41 protein-coding genes are annotated in these 25,341 nt (G+C 44.8%); 1 reads left to right on the forward strand and 40 read right to left on the reverse strand.

The features are described 5' to 3' along the window. Positions 1-58 precede the first annotated feature (58 nt). Positions 59-745, forward strand: coding sequence for a spore germination lipoprotein GerD (gene gerD / locus MHI25_RS27895; protein ID WP_036680627.1), 687 nt, complete (start codon positions 59-61; stop codon positions 743-745). 59 nt (positions 746-804) lie between these two features. Here the strand turns inward: gerD and MHI25_RS27900 are convergent, their stop codons facing one another. From MHI25_RS27900 to tuf, 40 genes are all read right to left on the reverse strand, one after another. Next, the gene (locus MHI25_RS27900; protein WP_339245158.1) at positions 805-1,914 is read right to left on the reverse strand and encodes an Mrp/NBP35 family ATP-binding protein; all 1,110 of its coding nucleotides are present in this window, start codon (positions 1,912-1,914) and stop codon (positions 805-807) included. Positions 1,915-2,004: 90 nt separating this feature from the next. Then, positions 2,005-2,745 (reverse strand): N-acetylmuramoyl-L-alanine amidase CwlD, encoded by a 741-nt coding sequence (gene cwlD, locus MHI25_RS27905; protein ID WP_038573445.1) that lies wholly within the window; start codon positions 2,743-2,745, stop codon positions 2,005-2,007. A gap of 78 nt (positions 2,746-2,823) precedes the next feature. After that, positions 2,824-3,993, reverse strand: coding sequence for a sulfate adenylyltransferase (gene sat, locus MHI25_RS27910; protein ID WP_076282721.1), 1,170 nt, complete (start codon positions 3,991-3,993; stop codon positions 2,824-2,826). Between the two features lie 37 nt (positions 3,994-4,030). Next, the gene (locus MHI25_RS27915) at positions 4,031-4,723 is read right to left on the reverse strand and encodes a phosphoadenylyl-sulfate reductase (protein WP_036680616.1); all 693 of its coding nucleotides are present in this window, start codon (positions 4,721-4,723) and stop codon (positions 4,031-4,033) included. A gap of 228 nt (positions 4,724-4,951) precedes the next feature. Beyond that, on the reverse strand, positions 4,952-5,344 hold the full coding sequence (gene rpsI, locus MHI25_RS27920; protein WP_025706574.1) for a 30S ribosomal protein S9: 393 nt from the start codon (positions 5,342-5,344) through the stop codon (positions 4,952-4,954). A 20-nt stretch (positions 5,345-5,364) separates the two neighbouring features. Further along, positions 5,365-5,802, reverse strand: a complete 438-nt coding sequence (rplM, locus tag MHI25_RS27925) for a 50S ribosomal protein L13 (protein WP_036680589.1) — start codon at positions 5,800-5,802, stop codon at positions 5,365-5,367. 229 nt (positions 5,803-6,031) lie between these two features. After that, positions 6,032-6,814: a tRNA pseudouridine(38-40) synthase TruA gene (gene truA / locus MHI25_RS27930; RefSeq protein WP_036680587.1), complete on the reverse strand. Its 783-nt coding sequence runs from the start codon at positions 6,812-6,814 to the stop codon at positions 6,032-6,034. A 317-nt stretch (positions 6,815-7,131) separates the two neighbouring features. Further along, positions 7,132-7,497: a 50S ribosomal protein L17 gene (gene rplQ / locus MHI25_RS27935; protein ID WP_019908254.1), complete on the reverse strand. Its 366-nt coding sequence runs from the start codon at positions 7,495-7,497 to the stop codon at positions 7,132-7,134. 34 nt (positions 7,498-7,531) lie between these two features. Further along, positions 7,532-8,476 (reverse strand): DNA-directed RNA polymerase subunit alpha, encoded by a 945-nt coding sequence (locus MHI25_RS27940; protein ID WP_036680585.1) that lies wholly within the window; start codon positions 8,474-8,476, stop codon positions 7,532-7,534. 130 nt (positions 8,477-8,606) lie between these two features. Continuing rightward, on the reverse strand, positions 8,607-9,002 hold the full coding sequence (gene rpsK / locus MHI25_RS27945) for a 30S ribosomal protein S11 (RefSeq protein WP_019908251.1): 396 nt from the start codon (positions 9,000-9,002) through the stop codon (positions 8,607-8,609). 19 nt (positions 9,003-9,021) lie between these two features. Then, positions 9,022-9,390: a 30S ribosomal protein S13 gene (gene rpsM, locus MHI25_RS27950; RefSeq protein WP_036680583.1), complete on the reverse strand. Its 369-nt coding sequence runs from the start codon at positions 9,388-9,390 to the stop codon at positions 9,022-9,024. 19 nt (positions 9,391-9,409) lie between these two features. After that, positions 9,410-9,523 carry a 50S ribosomal protein L36 gene (rpmJ, locus tag MHI25_RS27955; RefSeq protein WP_003322638.1) on the reverse strand — a complete coding sequence of 38 codons (114 nt, stop codon included), beginning with the start codon at positions 9,521-9,523 and terminating at the stop codon, positions 9,410-9,412. Between the two features lie 53 nt (positions 9,524-9,576). Continuing rightward, positions 9,577-9,792, reverse strand: a complete 216-nt coding sequence (gene infA / locus MHI25_RS27960; protein WP_036652996.1) for a translation initiation factor IF-1 — start codon at positions 9,790-9,792, stop codon at positions 9,577-9,579. A gap of 2 nt (positions 9,793-9,794) precedes the next feature. Next, a complete protein-coding gene (locus tag MHI25_RS27965) occupies positions 9,795-10,103 on the reverse strand; it encodes a KOW domain-containing RNA-binding protein (protein ID WP_036680581.1) in 309 nt (102 codons plus the stop codon). Between the two features lie 11 nt (positions 10,104-10,114). Continuing rightward, positions 10,115-10,867, reverse strand: coding sequence for a type I methionyl aminopeptidase (map, locus tag MHI25_RS27970; RefSeq protein ID WP_038573450.1), 753 nt, complete (start codon positions 10,865-10,867; stop codon positions 10,115-10,117). Positions 10,868-10,871: 4 nt separating this feature from the next. Continuing rightward, the gene (locus tag MHI25_RS27975; RefSeq protein WP_038573451.1) at positions 10,872-11,516 is read right to left on the reverse strand and encodes an adenylate kinase; all 645 of its coding nucleotides are present in this window, start codon (positions 11,514-11,516) and stop codon (positions 10,872-10,874) included. Between the two features lie 96 nt (positions 11,517-11,612). After that, a complete protein-coding gene (secY, locus tag MHI25_RS27980; protein ID WP_340394666.1) occupies positions 11,613-12,911 on the reverse strand; it encodes a preprotein translocase subunit SecY in 1,299 nt (432 codons plus the stop codon). Beyond that, entirely contained in the window at positions 12,911-13,351 is a 441-nt protein-coding gene (gene rplO, locus MHI25_RS27985; protein ID WP_036680569.1) for a 50S ribosomal protein L15, read from the reverse strand. The genes secY and rplO overlap by 1 nt, the downstream gene beginning before the upstream one ends. Before the next feature lie 40 nt (positions 13,352-13,391). Beyond that, positions 13,392-13,577 carry a 50S ribosomal protein L30 gene (gene rpmD / locus MHI25_RS27990; RefSeq protein ID WP_036680567.1) on the reverse strand — a complete coding sequence of 62 codons (186 nt, stop codon included), beginning with the start codon at positions 13,575-13,577 and terminating at the stop codon, positions 13,392-13,394. Between the two features lie 14 nt (positions 13,578-13,591). Continuing rightward, positions 13,592-14,089, reverse strand: coding sequence for a 30S ribosomal protein S5 (gene rpsE / locus MHI25_RS27995; protein ID WP_036652980.1), 498 nt, complete (start codon positions 14,087-14,089; stop codon positions 13,592-13,594). Between the two features lie 27 nt (positions 14,090-14,116). After that, the gene (rplR, locus tag MHI25_RS28000; RefSeq protein ID WP_036680564.1) at positions 14,117-14,485 is read right to left on the reverse strand and encodes a 50S ribosomal protein L18; all 369 of its coding nucleotides are present in this window, start codon (positions 14,483-14,485) and stop codon (positions 14,117-14,119) included. A gap of 84 nt (positions 14,486-14,569) precedes the next feature. Beyond that, on the reverse strand, positions 14,570-15,112 hold the full coding sequence (gene rplF / locus MHI25_RS28005) for a 50S ribosomal protein L6 (protein ID WP_036680562.1): 543 nt from the start codon (positions 15,110-15,112) through the stop codon (positions 14,570-14,572). Positions 15,113-15,142: 30 nt separating this feature from the next. Continuing rightward, positions 15,143-15,541 (reverse strand): 30S ribosomal protein S8, encoded by a 399-nt coding sequence (gene rpsH, locus MHI25_RS28010; RefSeq protein WP_036680560.1) that lies wholly within the window; start codon positions 15,539-15,541, stop codon positions 15,143-15,145. 32 nt (positions 15,542-15,573) lie between these two features. After that, positions 15,574-15,759: a type Z 30S ribosomal protein S14 gene (locus MHI25_RS28015; RefSeq protein WP_013312154.1), complete on the reverse strand. Its 186-nt coding sequence runs from the start codon at positions 15,757-15,759 to the stop codon at positions 15,574-15,576. 49 nt (positions 15,760-15,808) lie between these two features. After that, positions 15,809-16,351: a 50S ribosomal protein L5 gene (rplE, locus tag MHI25_RS28020; protein WP_036680558.1), complete on the reverse strand. Its 543-nt coding sequence runs from the start codon at positions 16,349-16,351 to the stop codon at positions 15,809-15,811. A gap of 31 nt (positions 16,352-16,382) precedes the next feature. Next, positions 16,383-16,736 (reverse strand): 50S ribosomal protein L24, encoded by a 354-nt coding sequence (gene rplX / locus MHI25_RS28025; protein WP_076099615.1) that lies wholly within the window; start codon positions 16,734-16,736, stop codon positions 16,383-16,385. A gap of 48 nt (positions 16,737-16,784) precedes the next feature. Further along, positions 16,785-17,153, reverse strand: coding sequence for a 50S ribosomal protein L14 (gene rplN, locus MHI25_RS28030; protein WP_036680556.1), 369 nt, complete (start codon positions 17,151-17,153; stop codon positions 16,785-16,787). A 38-nt stretch (positions 17,154-17,191) separates the two neighbouring features. Continuing rightward, a complete protein-coding gene (gene rpsQ / locus MHI25_RS28035) occupies positions 17,192-17,458 on the reverse strand; it encodes a 30S ribosomal protein S17 (protein ID WP_036680554.1) in 267 nt (88 codons plus the stop codon). 43 nt (positions 17,459-17,501) lie between these two features. Continuing rightward, positions 17,502-17,699 carry a 50S ribosomal protein L29 gene (gene rpmC, locus MHI25_RS28040; protein ID WP_019908232.1) on the reverse strand — a complete coding sequence of 66 codons (198 nt, stop codon included), beginning with the start codon at positions 17,697-17,699 and terminating at the stop codon, positions 17,502-17,504. Then, positions 17,689-18,123 (reverse strand): 50S ribosomal protein L16, encoded by a 435-nt coding sequence (rplP, locus tag MHI25_RS28045; protein ID WP_036680552.1) that lies wholly within the window; start codon positions 18,121-18,123, stop codon positions 17,689-17,691. Before rplP ends, rpmC begins: the two co-directional genes overlap by 11 nt. A gap of 2 nt (positions 18,124-18,125) precedes the next feature. Further along, the gene (gene rpsC / locus MHI25_RS28050) at positions 18,126-18,791 is read right to left on the reverse strand and encodes a 30S ribosomal protein S3 (RefSeq protein WP_038573452.1); all 666 of its coding nucleotides are present in this window, start codon (positions 18,789-18,791) and stop codon (positions 18,126-18,128) included. A gap of 13 nt (positions 18,792-18,804) precedes the next feature. Next, on the reverse strand, positions 18,805-19,137 hold the full coding sequence (gene rplV / locus MHI25_RS28055) for a 50S ribosomal protein L22 (protein WP_036680546.1): 333 nt from the start codon (positions 19,135-19,137) through the stop codon (positions 18,805-18,807). Positions 19,138-19,170: 33 nt separating this feature from the next. Next, positions 19,171-19,449 carry a 30S ribosomal protein S19 gene (gene rpsS, locus MHI25_RS28060; RefSeq protein ID WP_036652940.1) on the reverse strand — a complete coding sequence of 93 codons (279 nt, stop codon included), beginning with the start codon at positions 19,447-19,449 and terminating at the stop codon, positions 19,171-19,173. Between the two features lie 76 nt (positions 19,450-19,525). Beyond that, positions 19,526-20,356: a 50S ribosomal protein L2 gene (gene rplB, locus MHI25_RS28065; protein WP_036680541.1), complete on the reverse strand. Its 831-nt coding sequence runs from the start codon at positions 20,354-20,356 to the stop codon at positions 19,526-19,528. 29 nt (positions 20,357-20,385) lie between these two features. Continuing rightward, entirely contained in the window at positions 20,386-20,679 is a 294-nt protein-coding gene (rplW, locus tag MHI25_RS28070) for a 50S ribosomal protein L23 (RefSeq protein ID WP_036680537.1), read from the reverse strand. After that, positions 20,679-21,302 (reverse strand): 50S ribosomal protein L4, encoded by a 624-nt coding sequence (gene rplD, locus MHI25_RS28075; RefSeq protein WP_036680536.1) that lies wholly within the window; start codon positions 21,300-21,302, stop codon positions 20,679-20,681. Before rplD ends, rplW begins: the two co-directional genes overlap by 1 nt. A gap of 25 nt (positions 21,303-21,327) precedes the next feature. After that, positions 21,328-21,951, reverse strand: coding sequence for a 50S ribosomal protein L3 (gene rplC, locus MHI25_RS28080; RefSeq protein WP_036680532.1), 624 nt, complete (start codon positions 21,949-21,951; stop codon positions 21,328-21,330). 42 nt (positions 21,952-21,993) lie between these two features. After that, a complete protein-coding gene (gene rpsJ / locus MHI25_RS28085) occupies positions 21,994-22,302 on the reverse strand; it encodes a 30S ribosomal protein S10 (protein ID WP_017692074.1) in 309 nt (102 codons plus the stop codon). Between the two features lie 225 nt (positions 22,303-22,527). After that, positions 22,528-23,877 carry a globin-coupled sensor protein gene (locus tag MHI25_RS28090; protein ID WP_076280122.1) on the reverse strand — a complete coding sequence of 450 codons (1,350 nt, stop codon included), beginning with the start codon at positions 23,875-23,877 and terminating at the stop codon, positions 22,528-22,530. Between the two features lie 259 nt (positions 23,878-24,136). Then, the gene (gene tuf, locus MHI25_RS28095) at positions 24,137-25,327 is read right to left on the reverse strand and encodes an elongation factor Tu (RefSeq protein ID WP_036680523.1); all 1,191 of its coding nucleotides are present in this window, start codon (positions 25,325-25,327) and stop codon (positions 24,137-24,139) included. Positions 25,328-25,341 lie beyond the last annotated feature (14 nt).

Below are 25,341 nucleotides of genomic sequence, written 5' to 3' on the forward strand. Positions count from 1 at the left end.
ATGTGTGTTAATGCGGCATAATACAACTGGAGAATCCTAATAAAGGAGGGCAGCGCCAATGAAATGGAGATTTATCGGATCTGTGGGTTTGGCTTTAAGCTTTGTTATGGCCTTAACGGCTTGCGGAAGTGAGCAGAGCAGTTCTTCTTCTGGTCAGGGCAGTTATAAAGAAATGAAGACCATGGTTATTGATATATTAAAAAGTGAAGATGGAAAAAAAGCAGTTGAGGAATCATTATCAAATTCCAGTTCTGGAGGCACCAGCGGAATGAGTATGAAAATGATGCCACTTCAAACAACAGAGGATATAAAAACCGCTGTTAAAGATACCCTCACTGCACCGGAATATCAAAAGGAAATCGAGAAAATTATGACTGATCCCAAGTTCGCAGGCGATTTTGCTAAAGCCATTCAATCACAAAGCAAAGAATTGCACCTGCAACTAATTAAAGATCCCACCTATCAAAAATCCGTCGAGGAAATCATGAAGTCTCCAGAAATGATGACCATGTTTCTTAATCTCACCAAAACACCTGACTACCGAAAGCAATCCATGAAGACCATCCAGGAATCTATGCAGACTCCATTATTCCGGATGGAGGTATTGAATTTACTTAAAAAGGTCGTTCAGGACGAGCTCGAACCGAAGGAACAGAAAAAGGGCGGCGAAAGCGGCGATAAACAGGAAGGCAGCGGCAGCGGTGGTGAAAGTGGCAGCGGTAGCGGCGATGATTCAAGCACATAACAAAAAAGAGGCCTTATCCCACCTAACAAAGTGGGACGGCCTCTTTTTATGCACAATAATTAGTGCTCATATTTCGCAATCAGCTTATCGGCGATATCAGCAAACAACAACGCAGTAGCTGTGTCTTCCTTGTATACGGAAGGTGAGAAATCCGGTTCAGAAATATGGTTGTCCGGTGCGCCCAATGGAACTTGTGCAAGCAGCTCGGTATGGAGTGTCTCCGCAAGCCGAGCGCCTCCGCCTCTGCCAAAAATATAATCTTTTTTACCGCAGTCTTTACACTCATAATAAGCCATGTTCTCAATGACCCCAATAATCTCATGTTCTGTCTGCAGAGCCATAGAGCCCGCTCTAGCCGCCACAAACGCTGCGGTAGCATGAGGGGTAGTAACAATAATCTCTTTGCTGTGAGGAAGCATCTGATGTACGTCAAGCGCCACATCACCTGTACCTGGAGGAAGATCAAGCAGCATATAATCAAGTTCTCCCCAGCCCACATCACCGAAGAATTGGCGCAGCATTTTGCCAAGCATAGGTCCCCGCCAAATTACCGGACTATTCTCACGGATAAAGAAGCCCATAGACATGACCTTCACTCCGAAACGTTCCACAGGAATAATGATTCCCTCTTCTACAACGGGTCCCTCTTCGATTCCCATCATATCAGGGATGCTAAACCCATAAATGTCCGCATCAATCAATCCAACCTTTTTACCTTTTCTAGCCAAAGCTACTGCCAAATTCACAGTAACTGTAGACTTTCCAACACCGCCTTTACCACTGGCAATGGCGATAAAGTTAACACCAGAGTTCTCATTGATTAATTCATGATCGTCAAGACCTGCTGCATGTCCCTTAAGTTTCCCAGGTTCATCAGTCAACGGCTCTTCCCCGGCACTCTCTCCGCGAAGCAGAGCACGTTCATAATCGGTTGCATCACGCAGCCGGATATGCACATTAGTGACTCCACCCGCTTCAAGCAACTCACGAACCCGTTGTTCTAGATCCATGCGACTTTGCTCTTCAGGATCCAGACATACGATTGATAAAGATATACGATCTTCTTTAATCATAATGTCACGGATCAGCTGTAGTTCCACAAGGCTTTTTCCGGTTTCCGGGTCTGTTATTGACTGCAGTATTTCCTGGATATGTTCCCTAGTCAGCATGGAAAGCACCTCTGTTTCCTTTCCGGAGGAGAATTCTTCCGGAGTTTTTGTCTATTATAGCATTACCCATCTCCTGATGAGTAGTCCCGGCTACTCGGAAGCATAACGAAGAATGCCACGATATATGCTAGTCGCTACCTTGCGTTGATAAACATCATCTCCGAGTAGAACTGATTCCTGAGGGTGCGACAAAAAACCGACCTCTACAAGGATCGCAGGTATTTTTAATGCTTTTAGTAGATAAACAGTATTTACAGTCTTAGCTACACGATCAGTATTCTCCAGTGTAGTCTTCAGCTCACTCTGTACAAACTCTGCGATAGCTTTATTATCCTTGTGATTGGGATAGTAAAAGGTCTGCGCCCCGCTCCATCGGTTCGAAGGCACACTGTTCATGTGAACGCTTATAAAAAGATCTGCGCCCTTCTCTTCAATGCTTCTTACTCTTTGCTTAAGATCTTCAGTCTTGCGCTTAGAATAGCCCTTAGTGCCCTCCTGAGCCAAATCATAATCCCCCTCACGGGTCATCACAACAATAGCCCCTGCCTGTTGCAGGTAATCACGTAAATAAAGAGAGACTGCAAGATTAATGTCTTTCTCAATTAGCCCTTCCCGGCTAACTGCCCCTCCATCTGCTCCCCCATGTCCAGCGTCGATAGCGATCACTTTACCAGACAAAGGCAGACTCCAATAATTTAACGTTTTGGCAGTAGGCATGTCATACGCTATAATGCCGATCATTATAGCCAGCAGTGTCGCGCCCAGCATACATTTTTTGATACTGCTCCATGAGATCCAGACCGAGACTTTACTGTGTTTTCGGCCAGACATAACAAAGACCCCCTCGTCCCGATAGATAATACTCATCTATATGGGACAAGAAGGCCAAATAGTACTAGCTAACGATGATTAAGCTGTTACTTCTTGAGTCATGCCTTCAATTAGAATCTGCGCAACCTCAGGTCGCGTAAATTCAGGAGGCGGACATTGACCCTCCCGAAGCAAAGCCCGTACCTTTGTACCCGACAAAGTCATATGATCATCACCAGGATGTGGGCAGGTTTTACTGGAAGCCATATTTCCGCATTTTTTACAGAAGAAGCTGTGTTCAAAAAATAATGGAGTAATATCAAGTTCCTCAGCGGTGAAATTCGCGAAAATTTCTTGCGCTTCATAAGTTCCGTAGTAATCACCTACGCCCGCATGGTCACGTCCGACAATAAAATGGGTGCAGCCGTAATTTTTGCGAACCATAGCATGAAAAATCGCTTCTCTCGGACCAGCATAACGCATGGCCGCCGGGAAAACACCTAGAAAGGTACGATCCTCAGGATAATAATTCTCCAAAAGCGCCAGGTAGCTCTTCATTCGTACATTTGCCGGTACATCATCAGACTTCGTCTCACCCACTAGCGGGTTTAAGAACAGAGCGTCTACAACCTCCATAGCGCATTTTTGAATATATTCATGTGCACGATGAACTGGGTTACGCGTCTGGAAGCCTACAACTGTTCTCCAGCCCTTGTCTGCAAATATCTTACGTGTAGCTGAAGGGTCAAAATAAAATTCTCCGAACTTTTCTGGCTGTGGTCTATTCAGCACTGTAATTGGTCCTCCTACATAGGTAGCCGGGCGGGCCAACAGCTTACTTACTCCTGGATGTTCAGGGTCTGTTGTTTTGAATACATTTTGCGCTTCAAGGTTTTGATCAACCGTATAAATACTCTCAATATCCAATAAACCGTAGATCTCGCCATCCTCTTCACTGATTAGAGATACCTTGTCTCCAATAGCTAAACCAGAGGCCACATCCTCTTCTACAGCAAGTGTTATTGGAATGCTCCACACTGTGCCATCTGCTAAACGCATGTTTTTGACTACGGAGTGATAATCTTGTTCATTCAAAAATCCAGTCAGTGGAGAAAATGCACCTACCGCAATTAGATCCAAATCAGATAAAGTCCAGGTGTTCACGGCAATCGCCTTATAATCACGTGCAAGCTGCAGTAATTCTTCTCTTTCTGTACCCTCTACTACACGGTTAACTAATGTTCCGCCATGCGGACGTATTGAAGTCATTATCGTCTCTCCTTCTGTGTTCTCACGGGGATAGGTCTTACTTGTGTAATCCACACTCAGTCTTCTCTGATCCAGCCCAACGTCCAGCACGCGGATCTTCACCAGGCATAACCTGACGTGTACATTGCTCACAGCCGATACTTGGATAGTTACGGTCATGTAGAGGGTTATAAATTACATCATTTTCACGAATATAGTTCCATACATCCTCGGTTGTCCAATCCGCAATTGGATTAAACTTAACCAAACCAAATTTATAATCATACTCAACCTTTTTGGCATTAGCACGGGTAGGCGCTTGGTCACGACGAATGCCTGTAATCCAAGCTTCATATTGAGATAGGATACGAGTCAGCGGCTCTACTTTACGAATCCCACAGCATTGGTTAGGGTCTACTGTCCATAACGCATCACCGTGTTGAAGTGCTTGCTCCTGCGGAGTGATTTGTGGAGACACTCGTACGAACTCCAGCCCGTATTTATCTGCCATCAAATCTCGGGTCTCATAGGTTTCCTTAAAATGATAATCTGTATCGAGATAAAAGACGTCTGTAGACGGACTAACTTTGTGAAGCATATCAACTAGCACTACATCTTCGGCACCAAAGCTGCAGGCAAAAGTAATGTTAGGAAATGTTTCTACAGCCCAGCGGATAATTTCCTCGGGTGAAGCAGTTTCTAATTCTTCGGCCTTAACTTTGATTAAATCCTCTTTCTCGAGCAAGTTCATTAAGGTATTCCTCCATCCAAAATATTAATCGTATGAATAAATGAGGTAAAAGAAGTAATAAAACCAACTAATTCTATATGAAATAGTATATAACTTTTACTGAGGAAGTCAATGCGTTTCATCCGTTAGAATTAGTAAATAGATGCAAAAAAAGCCCATTTCTTGTGGAAAGAGGCAATAAAAAATAAAACCCTTGGCCTTATGGCCAAGGGTTGAATTCTGTAAATATTAACGTTTCGAGAACTGAGGCGCACGACGTGCAGCCTTCAAGCCGTATTTCTTACGTTCCTTCATACGTGGGTCACGAGTCAGGAAACCGGCTTTCTTCAATGCACCGCGATATTCAGGGTCAACTTTAAGCAATGCACGGGAGATACCGTGACGAATTGCTCCAGCTTGACCGGAAATGCCGCCACCATGTGCAAGAACGATTACATCGTAGTTGCCCAGTGTTTCAGTCAGGTTCAAAGGTTGTTTTACGATCATTTTCAGTGTTTCCACACCGAAATATTCGTCCATCTCACGTTTGTTAATGACAATGCGTCCTTCACCCGGTACAAGGCGAACACGTGCTACCGAATGTTTACGACGACCTGTCCCATAGTATTGTACTTGTGCCATGAAACTGTCCTCCTCTATTCTTATCCGCGAAGTTCGTAAACTTCAGGTTTTTGTGCTGCATGTGGATGCTCGGCGCCTGCATATACTTTCAATCTCAGCTTCATGTGGTCCCCTTGACGAGTCTTAGGAATCATACCATGAACCGCGAATTCAATTACGCGTTCTGGTTTAGTATTCAGCAGAGTTTCAGCATTAGTAACTTTCAAACCACCTGGGTGCATCGAGTGACGGTAGTATTTTTTGTTTTGCAATTTCTTACCGGTCAAGTGAATTTTCTCAGCGTTGATTACGATAACGAAATCTCCTGTATCAACGTGTGGAGTGAATTGCGGTTTGTGTTTGCCACGGATCAAAGCAGCGGCTTCGCTGGCCAAACGACCGAGTGTTTTGCCTTCGGCATCAATAATGTGCCAATTGCGTTCAACTTCGTTCGGCTTCGCCATATAGGTGGTACGCATGAATGTTTCCTCCTTGTTCTCGTACGAAAATCTTCTGTTTCGTATATCTTGTTTCTCATTGAATTACGATTATGTGAGTTAAGCAAAGCATTTTCTTGGCATTTTCTCGATCGGGGCTGTGGGATAGCCATCAAGAAAACACAACTTTTATATTACAGTATAAACATAACAAGTGCAAGTGATTTTTAAACATTTAGCCTATTAATCAGGAAGAAATTTATAGAAAAAACTATTCACTTTCAATCTCGTCATATTCAACACTCCACAAAGCTAACCCCATGGCCACAGCTGTTGGACCAGCATGTGATCGATCACATGCTGCCAATATTTCAGCAACCTTATCAGCAGGTATTTTACCTTCCCCCACATGGATCAAAGTCCCCATAATAATGCGAACCATGTGCTGAAGAAATCCACTACCTGTTATATAAGTATGGATAACTCCTTGATCTGATGAAGAGGGTCGGCACATACTGCGGTCTACTTCCATATGAGCTTCAAAGATCGTTCGTACATGAGAAGTCTTCGTAGACCGTCGTGATGCAAACGAAGTGAAGTCATGTGTCCCTATAATTTGCGTTAAGCCTTGCTGCATCGCAGGAATATCCAACTTCACTGGATGGTGAAGCTGCCAGCGCCGTTGAAACGGATCTGGAAACCTGTTGCCATTAATCGTGTATCGGTAAGTTTTACGCTTAGCCCCTCTACGAGAGTGAAACGTTAGCGGAACTTCCCTAGCCTCTGTAACCACGATGTCTTGTGGCAGCCGGGCATTAAGCGCTAGACACCAACGTTCAGTTGGGATTCGAGAGGAGGTTGTAAAGTTAAAAGGCTGGCCATAGGCATGTACTCCGGCATCCGTGCGGCCTGAAGCAGTAATCTTAAGCTTCTCACCTGTCAGATGGAGTATGGCTTGCTCCAGCCGATCCTGAATCGTATTGCCCTGAGGCTGGGTCTGAAAGCCATCATAATTCGTTCCGTCATAATTGACCTTCATCAATAGATTACGCATTCCGTTCTCCTTTTTAAACCGGTCAGCAGAACGTCGATCGAAGCACTGTCTGATCTTCTATTTGAAGAAATGGCTTCGCCGTCCTTAGTAGGACGGCATCCATTTTTCATATATAGAACTACAAGTCCTATAGGATCCTTAATTTCAAAAAAAAGAGCCCCTGCGGGAGCTCCTTCAATTGAACCAAGGTGATTCCCACGGTTATTAGTACAGCAGAGTCTTGCGCCTCTGCAGCACAATAACGCTGATATTTCCCCCATCTTTACTCCAAAGAGGGCTGGATGAAAGGGAAGCATCGGAAATCAATACTTGTGATACTACGCGCGGTCTACCAATTCAAGATAAACCATAGGCGCAGCGTCGCCACGACGAGGTCCTAGTTTAAGGATACGAGTGTATCCACCTGGACGCTCAGTGTAACGAGGAGCAATGTCAGAGAACAATTTTTGAATTGCATCTTGTTCACCATCAACAGTCTCGCGGCGAACAAATGCAGCTACTTGACGACGAGCATGAAGATCACCTTTTTTAGCTTTAGTGATCAGCTTTTCAGCGATAGAACGAACTTCTTTCGCTTTAGCTTCCGTTGTTTGGATGCGCTCGTATAAAAACAGATCCGTTACCATGTCGCGAAATAACGCTTTACGCGCACTGGAATCACGGCCCAATTTTTGGTATGCCATTGTGTTTTCCCTCCTTTACTAAAGCAATCTGCAGCTATTCTTCTGTGCGGAGACCCAAACCAAGTTCCTCAAGCTTTTCCTGAACTTCTTCCAAAGATTTGCGACCAAGGTTACGCACCTTCATCATATCTTCTTCAGTCTTCGTGGTAAGCTCTTGTACGGTATTAATACCAGCACGTTTGAGGCAGTTGTAGGAACGAACAGAAAGATCAAGCTCTTCGATTGTCATCTCAAGTACTTTTTCTTTTTTGTCTTCTTCTTTTTCAACCATAATTTCGGCGTCTTTCGCTTCGTCCGTAAGACCTACGAACAGAACGAGGTGCTCGTTCAAAATTTTGGCTCCGAGGCTTACAGCCTCTTCCGGTCTGATACTTCCATCCGTCCAAATTTCAAGCGTCAATTTGTCGTAGTTAGTCACTTGACCAACACGTGTATTGTCTATGCCGTAGTTAACGCGTGAAATTGGAGTGTAGATGGAGTCAACTGGAATAACACCAATTGGCTGATCGTCACGTTTGTTCCGGTCCGCTTGGACATAGCCGCGACCACGGCCTGCAAAAATACGCATATGAAGTCTCGCACCAGGTCCCAGCGTTGCAATGTGAAGATCCGGATTGAGGATCTCAACATCGCTGTCCGCACGGATATCACCTGCGGTAACGATGCCTTCCCCTTCAGCATCAATCTCGAACACTTTTTCCTCGTCTGAATGAATCTTCAGAGACAAGGCTTTAAGGTTCAGAATGATTTCCGTCACATCTTCCATTACGCCTGGAACGGTCGAGAACTCATGCAGAACGCCGTCAATTTGGACCGAAGTCACTGCGGCTCCTGGAAGCGAAGAAAGCAATATCCGGCGAAGCGAGTTCCCCAGAGTCGTGCCATACCCACGTTCCAGCGGTTCAACTACGAATTTCCCATAGGTACCTTCATCATTAGCTTCTACGGTCTCAATCTTCGGCTTTTCGATTTCTATCACGAGTTTACCCCTCCTTCAACGTCGCTCCTATATGAAACTGTCACCCCATCAGGTGCATCATGTAGTATGCCTAAACACCTATTATTAGCAGATGCGTCAGAATTATACCACATTCACAATACTGATTTCACTATACGCGACGACGCTTAGGCGGACGGCATCCATTGTGAGGAACCGGAGTTACGTCTTTAATAAGGTTAACTTCAAGCCCTGCAGCTTGAAGGGAACGGATGGCTGCTTCGCGGCCCGCGCCCGGTCCTTTAACCATAACCTCAACCGACTTCATGCCGTGCTCCATAGCTGCTTTAGCTGCTGATTCAGCTGCCATTTGCGCTGCGAATGGAGTGGACTTACGGGAACCTTTAAATCCTTGGCCGCCGGAGCTTGCCCAGGAAATTGCATTTCCGTGAGGATCCGTGATGGTAACGATGGTGTTGTTGAACGTGGAACGAATATGTGCCACGCCGGATTCGATATTTTTACGGTCGCGACGTTTGGTACGTACGACTTTTTTCGGTTTAGCCATTGTCTCTTATCCCCCCTTATTATTTCTTTTTGTTTGCTACCGTACGACGCGGGCCTTTCCGGGTACGGGCATTCGTTTTAGTACGTTGACCGCGAACAGGCAATCCACGACGGTGGCGAACACCGCGGTAACAGCCGATCTCAGTAAGACGTTTAATATTTAAGGAAATTTCACGACGCAGGTCACCTTCAACCTTAACCGTTTTGTCGATCGTTTCACGCAGTTTGCTGACTTCATCTTCCGTCAAATCACGGACACGTGTATTAGCGCTAATGCCTGTTTCATTAAGAATTTTCTGAGAAGTCGTTTTACCGATTCCGAAAATATAAGTCAAGGCGATCTCAACGCGTTTGTCACGTGGCAAATCCACTCCAGCTATACGAGCCATTTTACGCTACACCCCCTTCTTAACCTTGTTTTTGTTTGTGTTTCGGATTTTCGCAAATCACCATAACAGTCCCTTTGCGGCGGATTACTTTACATTTCTCGCAAATGGGCTTTACAGAAGGTCTTACCTTCATGTTAATTACCTCCTCAAAGTTTTGCGAAGCAAAACTTTTTTCGTAGTTCCCATCTATTTACGGTAAGTTATACGACCTTTTGATAAATCATAAGGCGATAACTGCACGACCACTTTGTCTCCGGTCAAAATACGGATAAAGTGCATCCGCAATTTACCGGATACATGGGCAAGTATTTGATGACCGTTCTCAAGCTCAACCTTAAACGTTGCGTTTGGCAACGGTTCAAGGACAGTACCTTCTACTTCAATGACATCTTCCTTAGCCACAGTTAGTCTCCTTTCTCATCAGCACTTATTCCGGTGGGTCCAGCATACTTCATGACTGCGAATCGCAGCTTTCCGTTTGTTACCCGCCCAGTTTCCTTCAAACTGTCCACAACCTCACTGCTGATGAAGGGTATGAGCTCAAGATGAAGAATATTCTTCTTCTTTGGCCCATCAAACTTACGTTTGTCTCCATCTGCAATGTATACAAATCTGCTATCAACAACTGCGATAACAACGGCTGCCTCTCCGGCATCTTTGCCTTTGAGAATTCTCACTAATTGACCAACCTGCGGGCTGCTCACAGTATTCAAGTGGAGATCACCTACGCATTCAGTTTTGTGAAAATTTCCATGCCGTCCGGAGTAACTGCTACTGTATGCTCGAAGTGAGCACATAGTGAGCCATCAACCGTAACGACAGTCCAGTTATCTTCCAGTGTTCTGACATGTCTCTTTCCTGCGTTTACCATCGGCTCAATCGCGAGCACCATACCCGGTTTCAGACGTGGTCCGCGGTCCGCTATGCCATAATTCGGAATTTGCGGTTCTTCATGCAGTTTTGCCCCAATACCATGACCAACATACTCACGTACGACTGAGAAACCAGCCTCTTCGATGTATTGCTGAATAGCATGGGAGATTGTAAACAAGCGCACATCCGGCTTAACTAACGCCAGTCCCGCGTACAAGGAGCCTTCCGTAACGTCCAGCAAACGCTGAGCCTCTTCGGAAATGCTGCCCACACCGTAGGTCCAGGCGGAATCACCGTGATAACCGCGGTACTCTGCACCGATATCCAGCGTAACAATATCGCCTTCGATCAGTTTACGTTTACCAGGAAATCCATGCACTAATTGTTCGTTGACTGAAGCGCAAATGCTGGCAGGAAAACCGTTGTAGCCTTTGAAAGACGGCACAGCATCTTGACTGCGAATGTATTGATCGGCGATTCTGTCGAGCTCACCCGTTGTAATGCCAGGCTCAATGGCCTGAGCAATAAGACGGTGACTCTCGGCAACAATTCGACCAGCTTCCCTCATAAAGGCAAGTTCCTGTTCGGATTTACAAATGATCATTACATTAACCCCGCATTAAAGACACGATTTCAGAAGTAACGACATTAATTTCGTTTTCCCCGTTTACCTGACGCAAAAGACCTTTATTATCATAAAACGCAAGCAGCGGCGCTGTTTTATTATCATACTCATCCAGGCGCTTGCCTACACTTTCTTCGTTGTCATCCGGACGTTGATATAATTCACCGCCATCAATGTCGCAAATGCCATCTTGCTTCGGCGGGTTGAAGATTAAATGGTAGGATGCTCCGCAAACGCTGCAGATACGACGTCCAGTAAGACGCGCCATTAGCAATCCACGGTCAACATTCAAGTTGATGACATGATCCAAAGAAGTGTTCAAACGGCTAAGAATATCATCCAGCGCTTCCGCTTGCGAAAGAGTTCTTGGAAAACCATCCAATAGAAATCCTTTTTCGCAATCGGACTGCTGCAACCGTTCTTCGACTATCCCAATGGTCACATCATCTGGTACAAGCAAACCTTGATCTATAAATGATTTGGCCTTCAATCCTACCGGAGTTTCCTGTTTGATTGCCAAACGGAAAGCATCTCCTGTCGAAATATGAGGAATACCAAATTCTTTAACGATTTCTGCCGCTTGTGTTCCCTTGCCTGCCCCAGGAGGGCCCATGAATAAAATGTTCACGATTTCTCTCTCCCCCCAAAAGTTCGCCACCAAGCAAGAAACAGCATAATAGGTGCCGGGAAGAATAAAAACTTAAGCTTCACCGGAACCTATCACCTATTTATTGATGAAGCCTTTGTAATGGCGTTTGATCAATTGGCTCTCGATCTGCTTCATAGTATCCAATGCCACACCGATTACGATTAGCAGTGCAGTACCGCCAATTCGAACTTCTTTAGGCAATCCAGATATAGCACCGAAGAACATCGGCAAAACAGAGATCAGAGCTAGGAATAGCGCGCCAGACATAGTCAGACGAGACATTACTCTAGTCAGATATTTCTCTGTAGCTTTACCAGGACGGATACCTGGAATGTACCCACCATTCTTCTTCATGTTATCAGCCATCTGCTGAGGATTCATCTGCACGAACGTATAGAAGAACGTGAACCCAATGATCATCACTACATACAGAAGCATACCAAGTGGAGCATCGGTTGCTAAATACTTAGCAATCCATTGAGCCCAGGCATGTGTTGACCAGAAACTGGAGAGAACAACTGGGAACTGAAGCAATGATACGGCGAAGATTACCGGAATTACACCTGCCGCATTAATTTTCAATGGGATATGTGTATTCTGTCCACCGTACATTTTATTGCCGACTACGCGTTTAGCGTATTGAACAGGAATCTTCCGAATACCTTGCTGTACGAAGATAACTGCTGTAATAATCGCTACAATCACAATCAGCACGATAACGACTTTAAGAATATTCAGGAACACCTGATCCGGCTGAATAAAACTTGAGTTAGCCGTACTTGTGATATATCCCGGAATGGCGGCGACGATTCCCGCAAAAATCAGGATCGAAATCCCGTTCCCGATTCCCTTTTCGGTAATCTGTTCACCAAGCCACATCAAGAAAGAAGTACCCGCCGTCAAGATAATGGCAACCAGCAAGTAATCAGCAAATGTCGCATTCGGCATCATTTGAGTTCCATAAATCCGGTTAAACCCTATCGACGTAGCAAAACCTTGGATCAGGGCTAATATCACTGTACCGTAACGAGTGATTTGCGCCAATTGTTTTTTCCCGTGCTCCCCTTGTTTAGCCCATTCAGCAAACTTGGGAACAACATCCATCGACAGCAATTGCACGATGATGGATGCTGTAATGTACGGGTAAATACTGATCGCAAATATCGAGAAGTTTTTGAGCGCTCCGCCCGAAAAGGTGTTCAAGAGTCCCATCAAAGCGTCACCGCTCTGATTTGCTGTTTGCAGTACATCTTTGTTCACACCAGGAACCGGAACAAACGAACCGATACGGTAGATAATCAGAATGAACAAGGTAAACAGGATCTTTTTGCGCAAATCTTCAACATGCCAGATATTCTTAAGCGTCTTGAACATTAGATCACCTCGGTTTTACCGCCGGCAGCCTCGATTTTCTCTACCGCAGATTGAGAGAACTTATTTGCTTGTACAGTCAATTTTACGGTCAACTCACCGTTGCCGAGAATCTTGATGCCGCTTTTGGAATTCTTGACAACACCAGTTTCAAGCAACAACTGCGGAGTCACTTCAGTTCCTTCTGCAAAGCTATTCAGATCTTCCAGGTTCACAATCGCATACTCTTTACGGGTAGGATTGACGAAACCACGTTTAGGCAGACGACGATAGAGCGGATTTTGTCCACCCTCGAAGCCCGGACGAACACCACCGCCAGAACGTGAGTTTTGACCTTTGTGACCGCGACCGGAAGTTTTACCATTTCCGCTACTAGGACCACGACCAACGCGATTGCGTTCTTTGCGGGAACCAGGAGCTGGAGCAAGTTCATGTAACTTCATCGTTTGCACCTCCTTATGTTTGTTAATTTATGCGAGGCGATTAGCCTTCAATTTCAGTTACAGATAGCAAGTGACTCACTTTATTGATCATTCCGCGAATTGCAGGACTGTCATTGTGAACCACTGTCGTGTTGAGTTTACGCAGGCCGAGCGTCTTAACAGTAACACGTTGTGTTTCTGGACGTCCGATTACACTACGTACGAGGGTAATTTGCAATTTTGCCATTGACGTTCCCCTCCTTAACCGCGCAATTCTTCGACAGATTTGCCGCGAAGTTTCGCGACCTCTTCAATGCGTTTCAGACGGGAAAGTCCCTCCAAAGTTGCATTGACCATGTTCATGGAATTCGAAGAACCCAGTGATTTTGTCAAAATGTCGCCAACGCCTGCCAATTCCAATACCGCACGAACTGGACCGCCAGCGATAACGCCAGTACCCTCTGATGCTGGTTTCAACAACACGCGTCCTGCGCCGAAGTGTCCAGTAACGAGATGGGGAATCGAAGTTCCTACGATTGGGATGTGAATCAGGTTTTTCTTGGCGTCTTCAATGCCTTTACGGATGGCATCCGGAACTTCGCCGGCTTTACCGATACCAGCACCGACGTAGCCGTTGCCGTCGCCCACAACAACAAGTGCACTAAAGCTGAAACGGCGTCCGCCTTTTACAACTTTTGCAACACGGTTAATGTGTACAACTCTTTCTGTCAGTTCTAAACTGTTCGGATCTACACGCAAGTCGTTAACCTCCTTTTAAGAATTATTCTAGAATTCAAGACCAGCTTCACGAGCTGCATCAGCCAATGCTTGAATCCGTCCATGGTACAAGTAACCTCCGCGGTCGAATACGACCACTGCATATCCTTTTTCTTTGGCACGCTCAGCGACCAATTGGCCAACTTTCGCTGCAGCTTCAACGCTACCGCCATTACCGATGTTAGCGCTCAGATCTTTATCAAGTGTAGAAGCGGATACGATAGTAACCCCTTTAACATCATCGATCAGTTGAGCGTAGATGTGTTTCGAAGAACGGAATACGTTCAAACGTGGACGCTCAGTAGTTCCCTGGATCTTCTTACGAACACGCAGGTGTCTTTTGAGACGAGCCTTGTTTTTATCTTCTTTTGTAATCATGACTTCCCTTTCACTCCCTTCAGTTTGCCGTAAACAGCTTCACTTTAAGATGCACGGGGTATCTTACAATTAAGTTTAAACTGGTTATTTCTTCTTACCAGCTTTACCTTCTTTGCGGATGATACGCTCGCCTTCATATTTGATACCTTTACCTTTATACGGTTCTGGTTCACGAACGGAACGGATTTTAGCAGCGTATGCGCCAACGCGTTCTTTATCGATACCTTTAACGATGATCTTCGTGTTCGCAGGAACTTCGAACTCGATACCAGCTTCCGGTGTAATTTCAACCGGGTGGGAATAACCAACGTTCAGAACGATTTTATCTCCGGATTTGCTTGCACGATATCCGACCCCAACCAGTTCCAGAGATTTCGAGAAACCTTCAGTCACACCTGCTACCATGTTGTTGACAACGGAGCGGGTTGTGCCGTGAAGTGAACGATGCAATTTGTTATCCGACGGGCGAACAACGGTAATTTCGTTATTTTCAACTGTAACCTTCATGTCTTTATGAAGCTCACGAGTCAAAGAACCTTTTGGACCTTTTACTGTAATAACGGCGTTGTCCAAAGTGACATCTACACCGCTAGGTACTGCGATTGGTTTGCGACCAATACGAGACATGTGTTGCACCTCCTTATCTTGTGACGTTTATTACCAAATGTAGCAGACAACTTCTCCGCCAGATTTTGATTGACGAGCTTCTTTGTCGGTCATAACTCCCTTAGATGTGGAGATAATCGCGATTCCTAGACCACCGAGTACACGAGGCACTTCATTGCTCTTCGTGTATACGCGAAGGCCTGGTTTACTGATTCTTTTCAAACCAGAAATAACACGCTCTTGGTTAGGGCCGTATTTCAAGAAGATACGGATAATCCCTTGTTTGCTATCTTCAACGAATTCCGCATCGCGGATGAAACCTTCACGCTTCAAAATGTCAGCGATTTGTTTCTTCATAGTAGAAGCAGGCATTTCTACCGTCTCGTGACGCACAATGTTAGCGTTACGAATACGAGTAAGCATATCTGCAATAGGATCAGACATAGTCATGTGTGTAAACCTCCTTCCCGTTTATAAACTTCTTACCAACTTGCTTTTTTCACGCCAGGGATCTGGCCTTTATAAGCTAATTCACGGAAACAAATTCTGCAAATTTTGAACTTTTGCAGTACCGAATGTGGACGACCACAACGTTCGCAACGTGTATATGCACGTACTTTAAACTTAGGCGTACGTTGTTGTTTAACTTTCATCGAAGTTTTTGCCACTTAGCCTGACACCTCCTAAACATTTTCGGAGAAAATGGATTAACCGACTTTATTTTGCGAAAGGCATTCCCAGCTGACCCAGCAGCTCGCGGGATTCCTCGTCCGTCTTAGCAGTCGTTACAATAACGATGTCCATACCGCGGACTTTATCCACTTTGTCATATTCGATCTCGGGGAAGATCAATTGTTCTTTAAGACCAAGTGTGTAGTTACCACGGCCGTCAAAGGCTTTAGTGGAAACACCACGGAAGTCACGTACACGTGGAAGTGTTACGTTGAACAATTTGTCCAAGAAGTAATACATACGCTCTCCGCGCAGTGTTACTTTAACCCCAATCGGCATATTTTCGCGTAGTTTGAAACCAGCGATGGATTTTTTAGCTTTAGTGATTACTGGTTTTTGACCAGCGATCAACTGCATGTCATTAACTGCAGCATCAAGTACTTTGGAGTTTTGAACAGCGTCACCCACACCCATGTTGATGACAACCTTCTCGATCTTAGGCACTTGCATAACAGTTGTATAGTTAAACTTCTGCATCAAAGCAGGTGTAATTTCGTTAAGAAAACGTTCTTTCATTCTTGCTGCCATGAAGATTTAACCTCCTTTCTTAAGGGCTAGATTAGTCGATAATCTCTCCGGATCTTTTAGCAATCCGAACTTTTTTACCATTGTCCAAAACTTTGTAACCGATACGGGTTACTTTGCCGGTCTTCGGATCGATGTGCATTACGTTGGACACATGAATCGAAGCTTCCTGCTCAATAATTCCACCCTGTGGATTCAGCTGGTTCGGCTTTTGGTGTTTTTTCACCATATTGACGCCTTCTACCAGAACGCGGTTTTCACGAGGATAAGCAGCGATGACACGGCCTTTTTTGCCTTTGTCTTTACCACTGATCACAAGCACCACGTCATCTTTCTTCACGTGCAGTTTATTGTTATGGGATTCCAGAACTTTTTTCACTCTAGGCATTTATTACACCTCCTATAACTAACCTTCAACTTATTGGTGCCGTGTTTATTAGATAACTTCCGGTGCCAAGGAAACGATCTTCATGTAGTCTTTATCGCGAAGTTCGCGAGCAACTGGTCCAAAGATACGTGTTCCACGAGGGCTTCTGTCGTCTTTAACAACAACAGCTGCATTTTCGTCGAATGCGATGTAAGATCCATCTTTACGACGAACGGAACGTTTCGTACGAACAACTACCGCTCTAACAACATCACCTTTTTTGACAACGCCGCCTGGTGTTGCTTGTTTAACGGAACAAACGATCAAATCACCGATTGCTGCTGTACGGCGTCCAGTACCACCCAGTACGCGGATACACATCAGTTCCTTCGCACCAGAGTTGTCAGCCACATGCAAACGTGTAAATGGTTGAATCATTATAATTTCCTCCTTCCGGAAAAACTCTCTTGATTATCTTAGATGATAACCGCTGCTTCTACCACTTCAACTAGTCTCCAACGTTTGTCCTTAGACAACGGACGAGTTTCCATGAGTTTTACGGTATCGCCAATCTTTGCAACATTTCCCTCATCATGTGCTTTGAATTTCTTCGTAGACTTGATGCGTTTGTGGTACAAATTGTGTTTCTTATAGGTTTCAACAGCAACTACGATGGTTTTATCCATTTTATCACTGACCACTTTACCGATTAGCACTTTACGTGCATTACGTTCTTCACTCATTAGTTAGCCTCCTTCCTGAATACGGATCTGCGATCCGTCTCACTTAACTAATCCCAAGCACTCTTTGATGGATCACGGTTTTAGCACGAGCTATTTCCTTACGCACGTCACGAATCCGAGTTGGGTTGTCCAATTGGCCAGTTGCCAATTGAAAACGGAGATTAAAAAGTTCCTCTTTGAATCCAGCGATCTTTTGTTCAATCTCAGCAGTGGTTAAGTTGCGAAGTTCATTAGCTTTCATTTGCTTCACCACCCAATTCTTCACGTTTCACAAACTTAGTCTTTACAGGCAGCTTGTGAGCGGCAAGACGCATCGCTTCACGAGCGATTTCTTCCGACACGCCTCCGAGTTCGAACATAATCTTGCCCGGTTTAACTACGGCTACCCATTTCTCAACGTTACCTTTACCACTACCCATACGAACCTCGAGAGGCTTTTGAGTAATAGGTTTATCTGGGAAAATCTTGATCCAAACTTGACCGCCACGTTTGATATAACGTGTCATCGCGATACGAGCAGCTTCGATCTGACGGTTAGTGATCCAAGACGGTTCAAGTGCAACCAGGCCGAATTCGCCGAAGTTCAATTCAGTACCGCCTTTTGCCATACCCTTCATGTGTCCGCGTTGTTGCTTGCGGTGTTTTACGCGTTTTGGTACCAACATGATTAGTTGCCTCCTTCCTGAGCAGCTTGTTTCTTAGCTGGGGGAAGAACTTCTCCACGGTAGATCCATACTTTTACGCCGATAAGACCGTAAGTTGTATGTGCTTCAGCCGTTCCGTAATCGATATCGGCACGAAGCGTATGAAGTGGAACTGTTCCTTCGCTATAACCTTCTGAACGAGCAATCTCAGCTCCGCCAAGACGTCCGCCCACTTGAGTTTTAATCCCTTTTGCGCCAGAACGCATAGTTCTTTGAATCGCTTGTTTGAGGGCACGACGGAACGATACACGACGTTCCAATTGTTGAGCAATGCTCTCAGCTACAAGAATTGCATCCAATTCAGGGTGCTTGATTTCATTGATGTTGATGTGTACTTTTTTGCCACCAGCGATTGCTGTAACTGCGCTGCGAAGTACTTCTACTTCTGCTCCGCCTTTACCAATAACCATACCTGGTTTAGCTGTATGAATTGTAACGTTCACGCGGCTAGCCGCTCTTTCGATCTCGATATGGGAAACAGCGGAATCCTTCAATTTGCCTTTAAGGTATTCCCGGATTTTGACGTCTTCCATCAGAAGAGTACCGAAATCTTTTCCTGCATACCATTTAGATTCCCAATCGCGAATAATACCGATTCGGAGTCCGATTGGATTTACCTTTTGACCCACGTGTTATCCCTCCTTATTTCTCAGATACCACCAGTGTAATGTGGCTCGTGCGTTTATTGATCCGACTTGCGCGGCCCATGGCGCGCGGACGGAAACGTTTCATAGTAGGTCCTTGGTTAACGAAAACCTCGCTAACGAACAAACTGTTCACGTCCAAAGAATAGTTATGCTCAGCATTCGCAATTGCCGAATTAAGCAACTTTTCAACGACCGGAGAAGCGGATTTCGGAGTGTGGCGAAGAATAGCAATTGCTTCCCCCACTTGCTTACCGCGAATCAAGTCAACAACCAGTTTCGCTTTACGAGCGGAAATTCGCACCGATCTTGCATGTGCTTTTGCTTCCATTGTTTAACCTCCTTTCAAACAGAGACCTTATTATTATCTTCTTGTTTTCTTATCGTCACCCGCGTGGCCTTTGTAAGTACGTGTTGGCGCGAACTCGCCCAACTTGTGACCTACCATATCTTCTGTTACGTATACAGGCACGTGTTTACGGCCGTCATATACACCAAACGTATGTCCGATAAACTGAGGGAAAATGGTTGAGCGACGGGACCAAGTTTTAACTACAACCTTTTTCTCAGCCTCGTTCAGTTCCTCAACTTTTTTAAGCAGGTAGCCATCGATAAACGGCCCCTTCTTTAAACTGCGACCCATGTGTGAATCCTCCCTTCATCCGGTTCTTCAAACCGCGAATCGACGCTTCGCGCTTTATTAACTTGCCAGAAGCGTCTTATTTAGTGCGGCGGCGAACGATATATTTATCAGATGCCTTGTTTTTCTTACGCGTTTTGTAACCAAGGGTTGGTTTGCCCCATGGAGACATTGGCGATTTACGTCCGATTGGAGCGCGACCTTCACCACCACCGTGTGGGTGATCGTTAGGGTTCATTACTACCCCGCGAACTTCAGGACGACGGCCGAGCCAGCGACTACGTCCAGCTTTACCGATTTTGATCAATTCGTGATCTTCGTTACCTACGGAACCGATAGTTGCACGGCATACGCTAAGGATCTTACGAACCTCACCGGATGACAAACGAACGGAACAGTATTTTTCTTCTTTACCAAGCAATTGAGCTTCTGTACCAGCTGCACGAACCAATTGTCCGCCTTTACCTGGTTTCAACTCAATGTTGTGGATAACTGTACCTACTGGAATGTTCTCCAGTGGAAGACTGTTACCAATTTTGATGTCAGCCGCAGGACCGGACTCTACTTTATCCCCAACTCTTAGACCTTTAGGAGCGATGATATAACGTTTCTCTCCATCAGCATAGTGGATCAAAGCAATATTAGATGTGCGGTTCGGGTCATACTCGATTGTAGCAACGCTACCTGGTATGCCGTCTTTAGTCCGCTTGAAGTCGATAATACGGTATTTACGTTTATGTCCGCCGCCATGGTGACGAACCGTAATTTTACCTTGGTTGTTGCGTCCCGCATGTTTGAACAGCGGAGAAAGCAACGATTTCTCTGGCTGGTTTGTTGTAATTTCTTCAAACGTAGACACGGACATAGCGCGTCTTGCCGGAGAGGTCGGTTTGTACTTTTTGATTGGCACTGTAGTTCCCTCCTTACTTCAACAGAGTATTATTCTACCGCTTCAAAAAATTCAAGCGGTTTGCTGTCCGGGCTAAGCTTAACGATGGCTTTTTTCCACTCTGGAGTGTAACCAGAATATTTACCATAACGTTTCAGTTTGCCAGGTACGCGCATTGTGTTCACATTAGTTACTTTTACTTTGAAAATAGCCTCGACAGCTTTTTTGATTTCGGTTTTGTTAGCACGGATATCCACTTCAAAAGCGTATTTCATTTCGCTCATGTAGTCGGAAGTACGTTCCGTAATCACCGGACGTTTGATAATATCACGAGGATCTTTCATTACGCGAACACCTCCTCTACCTTCAGAACTGCTTCTTTAGTGATGATCAGTTTGTCGTACGTCAGTACGTCAAGAACATTAATGCCGTCAGCCGCTACGAATTTCACCCCAGGGATGTTACGAGCGGAAAGTGCTACGTTATCATCATAGCTAGTAGCTACGATCAACGCTTTACGATCTACTTTCAGGTTGTTCAAGATTGCTGCGAATTCTTTCGTCTTCGGAGCATTCATTGTCAAGCTATCCAATACGATAATGTCATTCTCGAGTACTTTCGAGGACAAAGCCGATTTGATCGCCAAACGACGAACCTTCTTAGGCAGTTTCCAGGAATAGCTACGTGGTGTTGGTCCGAAGACAACGCCGCCGCCTTTCCATTGTGGAGAACGAATGGAGCCTTGACGAGCGCGACCTGTACCTTTTTGTTTCCAAGGTTTACGTCCACCGCCACGAACTTCAGAACGTCCTTTTACTTTGTGTGTACCACGACGTAGGGAAGCTCTTTGCATAAGCGCAGCTTCATGTAGAACGTGCTCATTCGGTTCAATACCGAATACTGTATCGCTCAGTTCCACTTCACCAACTTCGTTGCCACTAATATTAAAAAGTGTTACTTTTGGCATTTCATGTTCCTCCTTTCTTCAATAATTATTTCTTAACGGTTTGTTTAACTTTCACGAAGCTGTTTTTAGGACCTGGGATAGCGCCTTTAACCAGCAATACGTTACGTTCAACATCAACCTTGATAATTTCAAGCTTTTGAACCGTAATAGTCGTGTGACCCATATGTCCTGGAAGGCGTTTGCCCTTAGGAACACGGTTAGCTTGGATAGAACCCATGGAACCCGGTCTTCTGTGGTAACGCGATCCGTGTGCCATTGGTCCGCGGCTTTGTCCCCAACGTTTGATGTTACCTTGGAAACCTTTACCTTTAGATGTACCAGTTACGTCAACAAATTCGCCCTCAGCAAAGATATCAGCCTTCAGCTCTTGTCCAACCTCGAGAGACCCGAGATCAACACCGCGAATTTCACGAACGTAGCGCTTAGGTGTTGCATTTGCCTTTTTGGCGTGACCCTGTTCAGGCTTATTGGAGCGTTTTTCTTTTTTATCAGAAAAGCCCAATTGCACTGCTTCATATCCGTCGATATTCAGGTCTTTCTTTTGCAGTACTACACAAGGTCCTGCTTCGATAACAGTAACAGGAATTACGTTACCTTCTGGAGTAAACACTTGAGTCATACCGAGTTTTTTTCCTAAGATACCTTTCAATGTTGACACCTCTTTTCTTTTCCTAAGTTACTTAAAATAGAATTACAATTTGATTTCGATATCTACACCGGACGGTAGATCCAAGCGCATCAAGGCATCCACAGTTTGTGGTGTTGGGTTCACAATATCGATCAAACGTTTGTGAGTCCGTTGTTCAAACTGTTCACGGGAATCCTTGTACTTGTGTACCGCACGGAGAATAGTAATGATTTGCTTCTCAGTTGGTAACGGAATCGGCCCGGACACACCTGCACCCGAACGTTTTGCTGTTTCAACAATCTTCTCAGCGGATTGATCAAGAATTCTGTGGTCGTATGCTTTCAAGCGAATACGAATTTTTTGCTTTGCCATTTTAGTCCCTCCTTCTATCGCCCAATTTGGTATCGGACATACTCCGTGAAAATTTTCTGACCTCGTCCCCATGGCAAAGGGGCCGGGTGTGTCAGTAACCTCTCACATCATCGCAACGTCTCAGAACAACATTTATTATTATATATAATAGGCAGCAGTATTGCAAGCGAAAATAGAAAAACAACGCATATTTTTTTCATGCGCTGTTCTTCTACTATATATATGTTAAAGATTCTCTGTGGCAGACTTAAAAAACTCTGCGGAGGAAGCAGTCTGAGCCGTTGCTGTTCCGATCCCCTCAATGGTTTGGATTAAGGTTCTTATTTCTTCTTCCACTATTACAATCTCCTGTGTACTGCTACGCATAGCGTCTACAATATCAGAGAACAAAAGACTAGTCTCGACCGATTGGTGCTTCCCATTCTTAGTTAACTCCTGCACCTTACGAATCTCTTCTACAACCTGCTGAGTGAGTAGACCTGATTTATTTGTTAGCTCTACGATCTGAATTACAGTACTCTTAGTATCCTCTGCAAGTCGGCTAACTTCTTGAGCAACCACACTAAAACCTCTACCATGCTCACCGGCTCTAGCGGCTTCAATCGTTGCATTAAGTGAGAGGATTTTAGTCTGATCGGCAATTTCCCTTACTGAGTTCACAATTTTTTGAATTTGCTTAGAGGAATCGCTTAACTCAATGATCGAGTCTTCCATCTCACTGGTGGTCTGATATATAAGATTAATTTGCTCAGTCAAATCACCCAAGTGTTCATGCCCATCTGTAGCTAATCCCTGTGACTCCAGGGCGGATGCAGCCGTACGTTGGAATGTTCTACTTACTTCATTGCTGCTTGCCACTAGCTGCTTTACAGCAGCATTAGTATCGATGCTATAATCTATCAATTCAACGCTAAACTCTGAAATTTTTTGTTTTAATTCATTTTTCACCAATAGATATTGCTCTTCCTTCTCTTTTATGTTCTCCTTCTCATATTCTTCTAGAACCAGCTGCTGCTCAAGGTTAAGGAGTTTGGTCACGGTCTGAACCACTCGAAGGCGTGTATTATCATCGTTTGTTTCATTATATATAACGCGTATAAATACGTTCTGAAGATTCTGAAAAGCAGATAAGTACCATTTGGGCTCAAGCCCTACTTTTTTATGAATATTAGCGATCAATAGACGCTTTGCTATGTACTCATCATCAACCTTTCCATTAAAAATCTCTAGAATATGCCCACGAAGAGTAGTTTTTAACCTGTCTATACTGCTATGCTCTAAAATAATAGCTTCAAGTTTATTTACGCCTAATACCGAATTGTAAAATTGATCAATGATATAGTCTATATTTTGCTCAACAACAGGTTTCACCCTGCGTAGTAAGTTCAAATCTGCTTCAGTTAGATCAATCATTCTCATCTGCTCGTTAAGCTCACCATGTCCATCCAGCTTATGAAAAGACTCTGCCACAGAATGATTCTGATCCTTGAAGTCTAAGGAATGAGAGGCAGGAGAATCCACATTATTATTACGTGCAGTTAACGCATGCATGAAGGAAAAAGGACATTTCCCCATATTACCACTCTCCCACAATTCCTATTATTTTACATTATTATTCCTCCTTCATTTTACTCTATCATTAGTATAATTGTAAACAATTGATTGTTGTAATTTGACGAATTATGTAGAAAAAGATCATATTGTTATGCTTTATTATCAATTGGTGTCGAATAATACATTATTCTCAGAAAAAACAAAAAAGCCCCTGATTCTCCGCAAGAAGAATCAGGGGTGTTTGTAATTCGGAATCTACCCGCAGATAGAAGTCGAATTATTATTTTTGGATAGAAGCTACGCTACCAGCACCAACTGTACGGCCACCTTCGCGAATGGAGAATTTAGTACCTTCTTCAATAGCGATTGGGGAGATCAGTTGTACGGTTACGGAGATGTTATCACCAGGCATAACCATTTCAGTACCTTCTGGCAAGTTGATGATACCAGTTACGTCAGTTGTACGGAAGTAGAACTGTGGACGGTATCCAGTGAAGAAAGGCTTGTGACGGCCACCTTCTTCTTTTGTCAGAACGTAAATTTGAGCAGTGAACTCAGTGTGTGGTTTAACGGAGTTCGGCTTAGCCAATACTTGACCACGCTCGATCATGTTACGGTCAACACCACGAAGCAATGCTCCGATGTTGTCCCCAGCTTGAGCGGAATCCAGCAATTTACGGAACATTTCTACGCCCGTAACTACGGATTTCTTAGTATCTTCGTGAATACCAACGATTTCGATTTCTTCTCCGACTTTAACTGTTCCGCGTTCTACGCGACCAGTTGCCACAGTACCGCGGCCAGTGATGGAGAATACGTCTTCGACAGGCATCAAGAAAGGCTTGTCAGTTTGACGCTCAGGAAGTGGAATGTACTCATCGATTGTTTCAAACATTTCGATGATTTTTTTAGCGTAATCGCCATCTGGGTTTTGCAGAGCTTCACGAGCAGAACCACGGATGATTGGAGTATCGTCGCCTGGGAAGTCATACTCGCTAAGCAAGTCGCGAACTTCCATTTCAACCAATTCCAACAACTCTTCGTCTTCAACCATGTCGCATTTGTTCAAGAAGACAACGATGTAAGGAACGCCTACTTGACGGGACAACAGGATGTGCTCGCGAGTTTGTGGCATTGGGCCATCAGCTGCGGATACAACCAGGATAGCTCCGTCCATTTGCGCTGCGCCGGTGATCATGTTTTTAACATAGTCGGCGTGACCAGGGCAGTCTACGTGAGCGTAGTGACGGTTAGGAGTTTCATATTCAACGTGGGAAGTGGAGATTGTGATACCACGTTCGCGCTCTTCAGGAGCTTTGTCGATTTGATCGAATGCGATAGCTGCGCCACCGTAAGTTTTGGACAATACAGTAGTGATTGCAGCAGTCAGAGTCGTTTTACCATGGTCGACGTGACCAATAGTACCGATGTTAACGTGCGGTTTGTTACGTTCAAACTTTGCCTTTGCCATTTGAACAGTTCCTC

This window comes from Paenibacillus sp. FSL E2-0177 (genome assembly GCF_037992975.1).
Classification (GTDB): Bacteria; Bacillota; Bacilli; order Paenibacillales; family Paenibacillaceae; genus Paenibacillus_AQ; species Paenibacillus_AQ odorifer.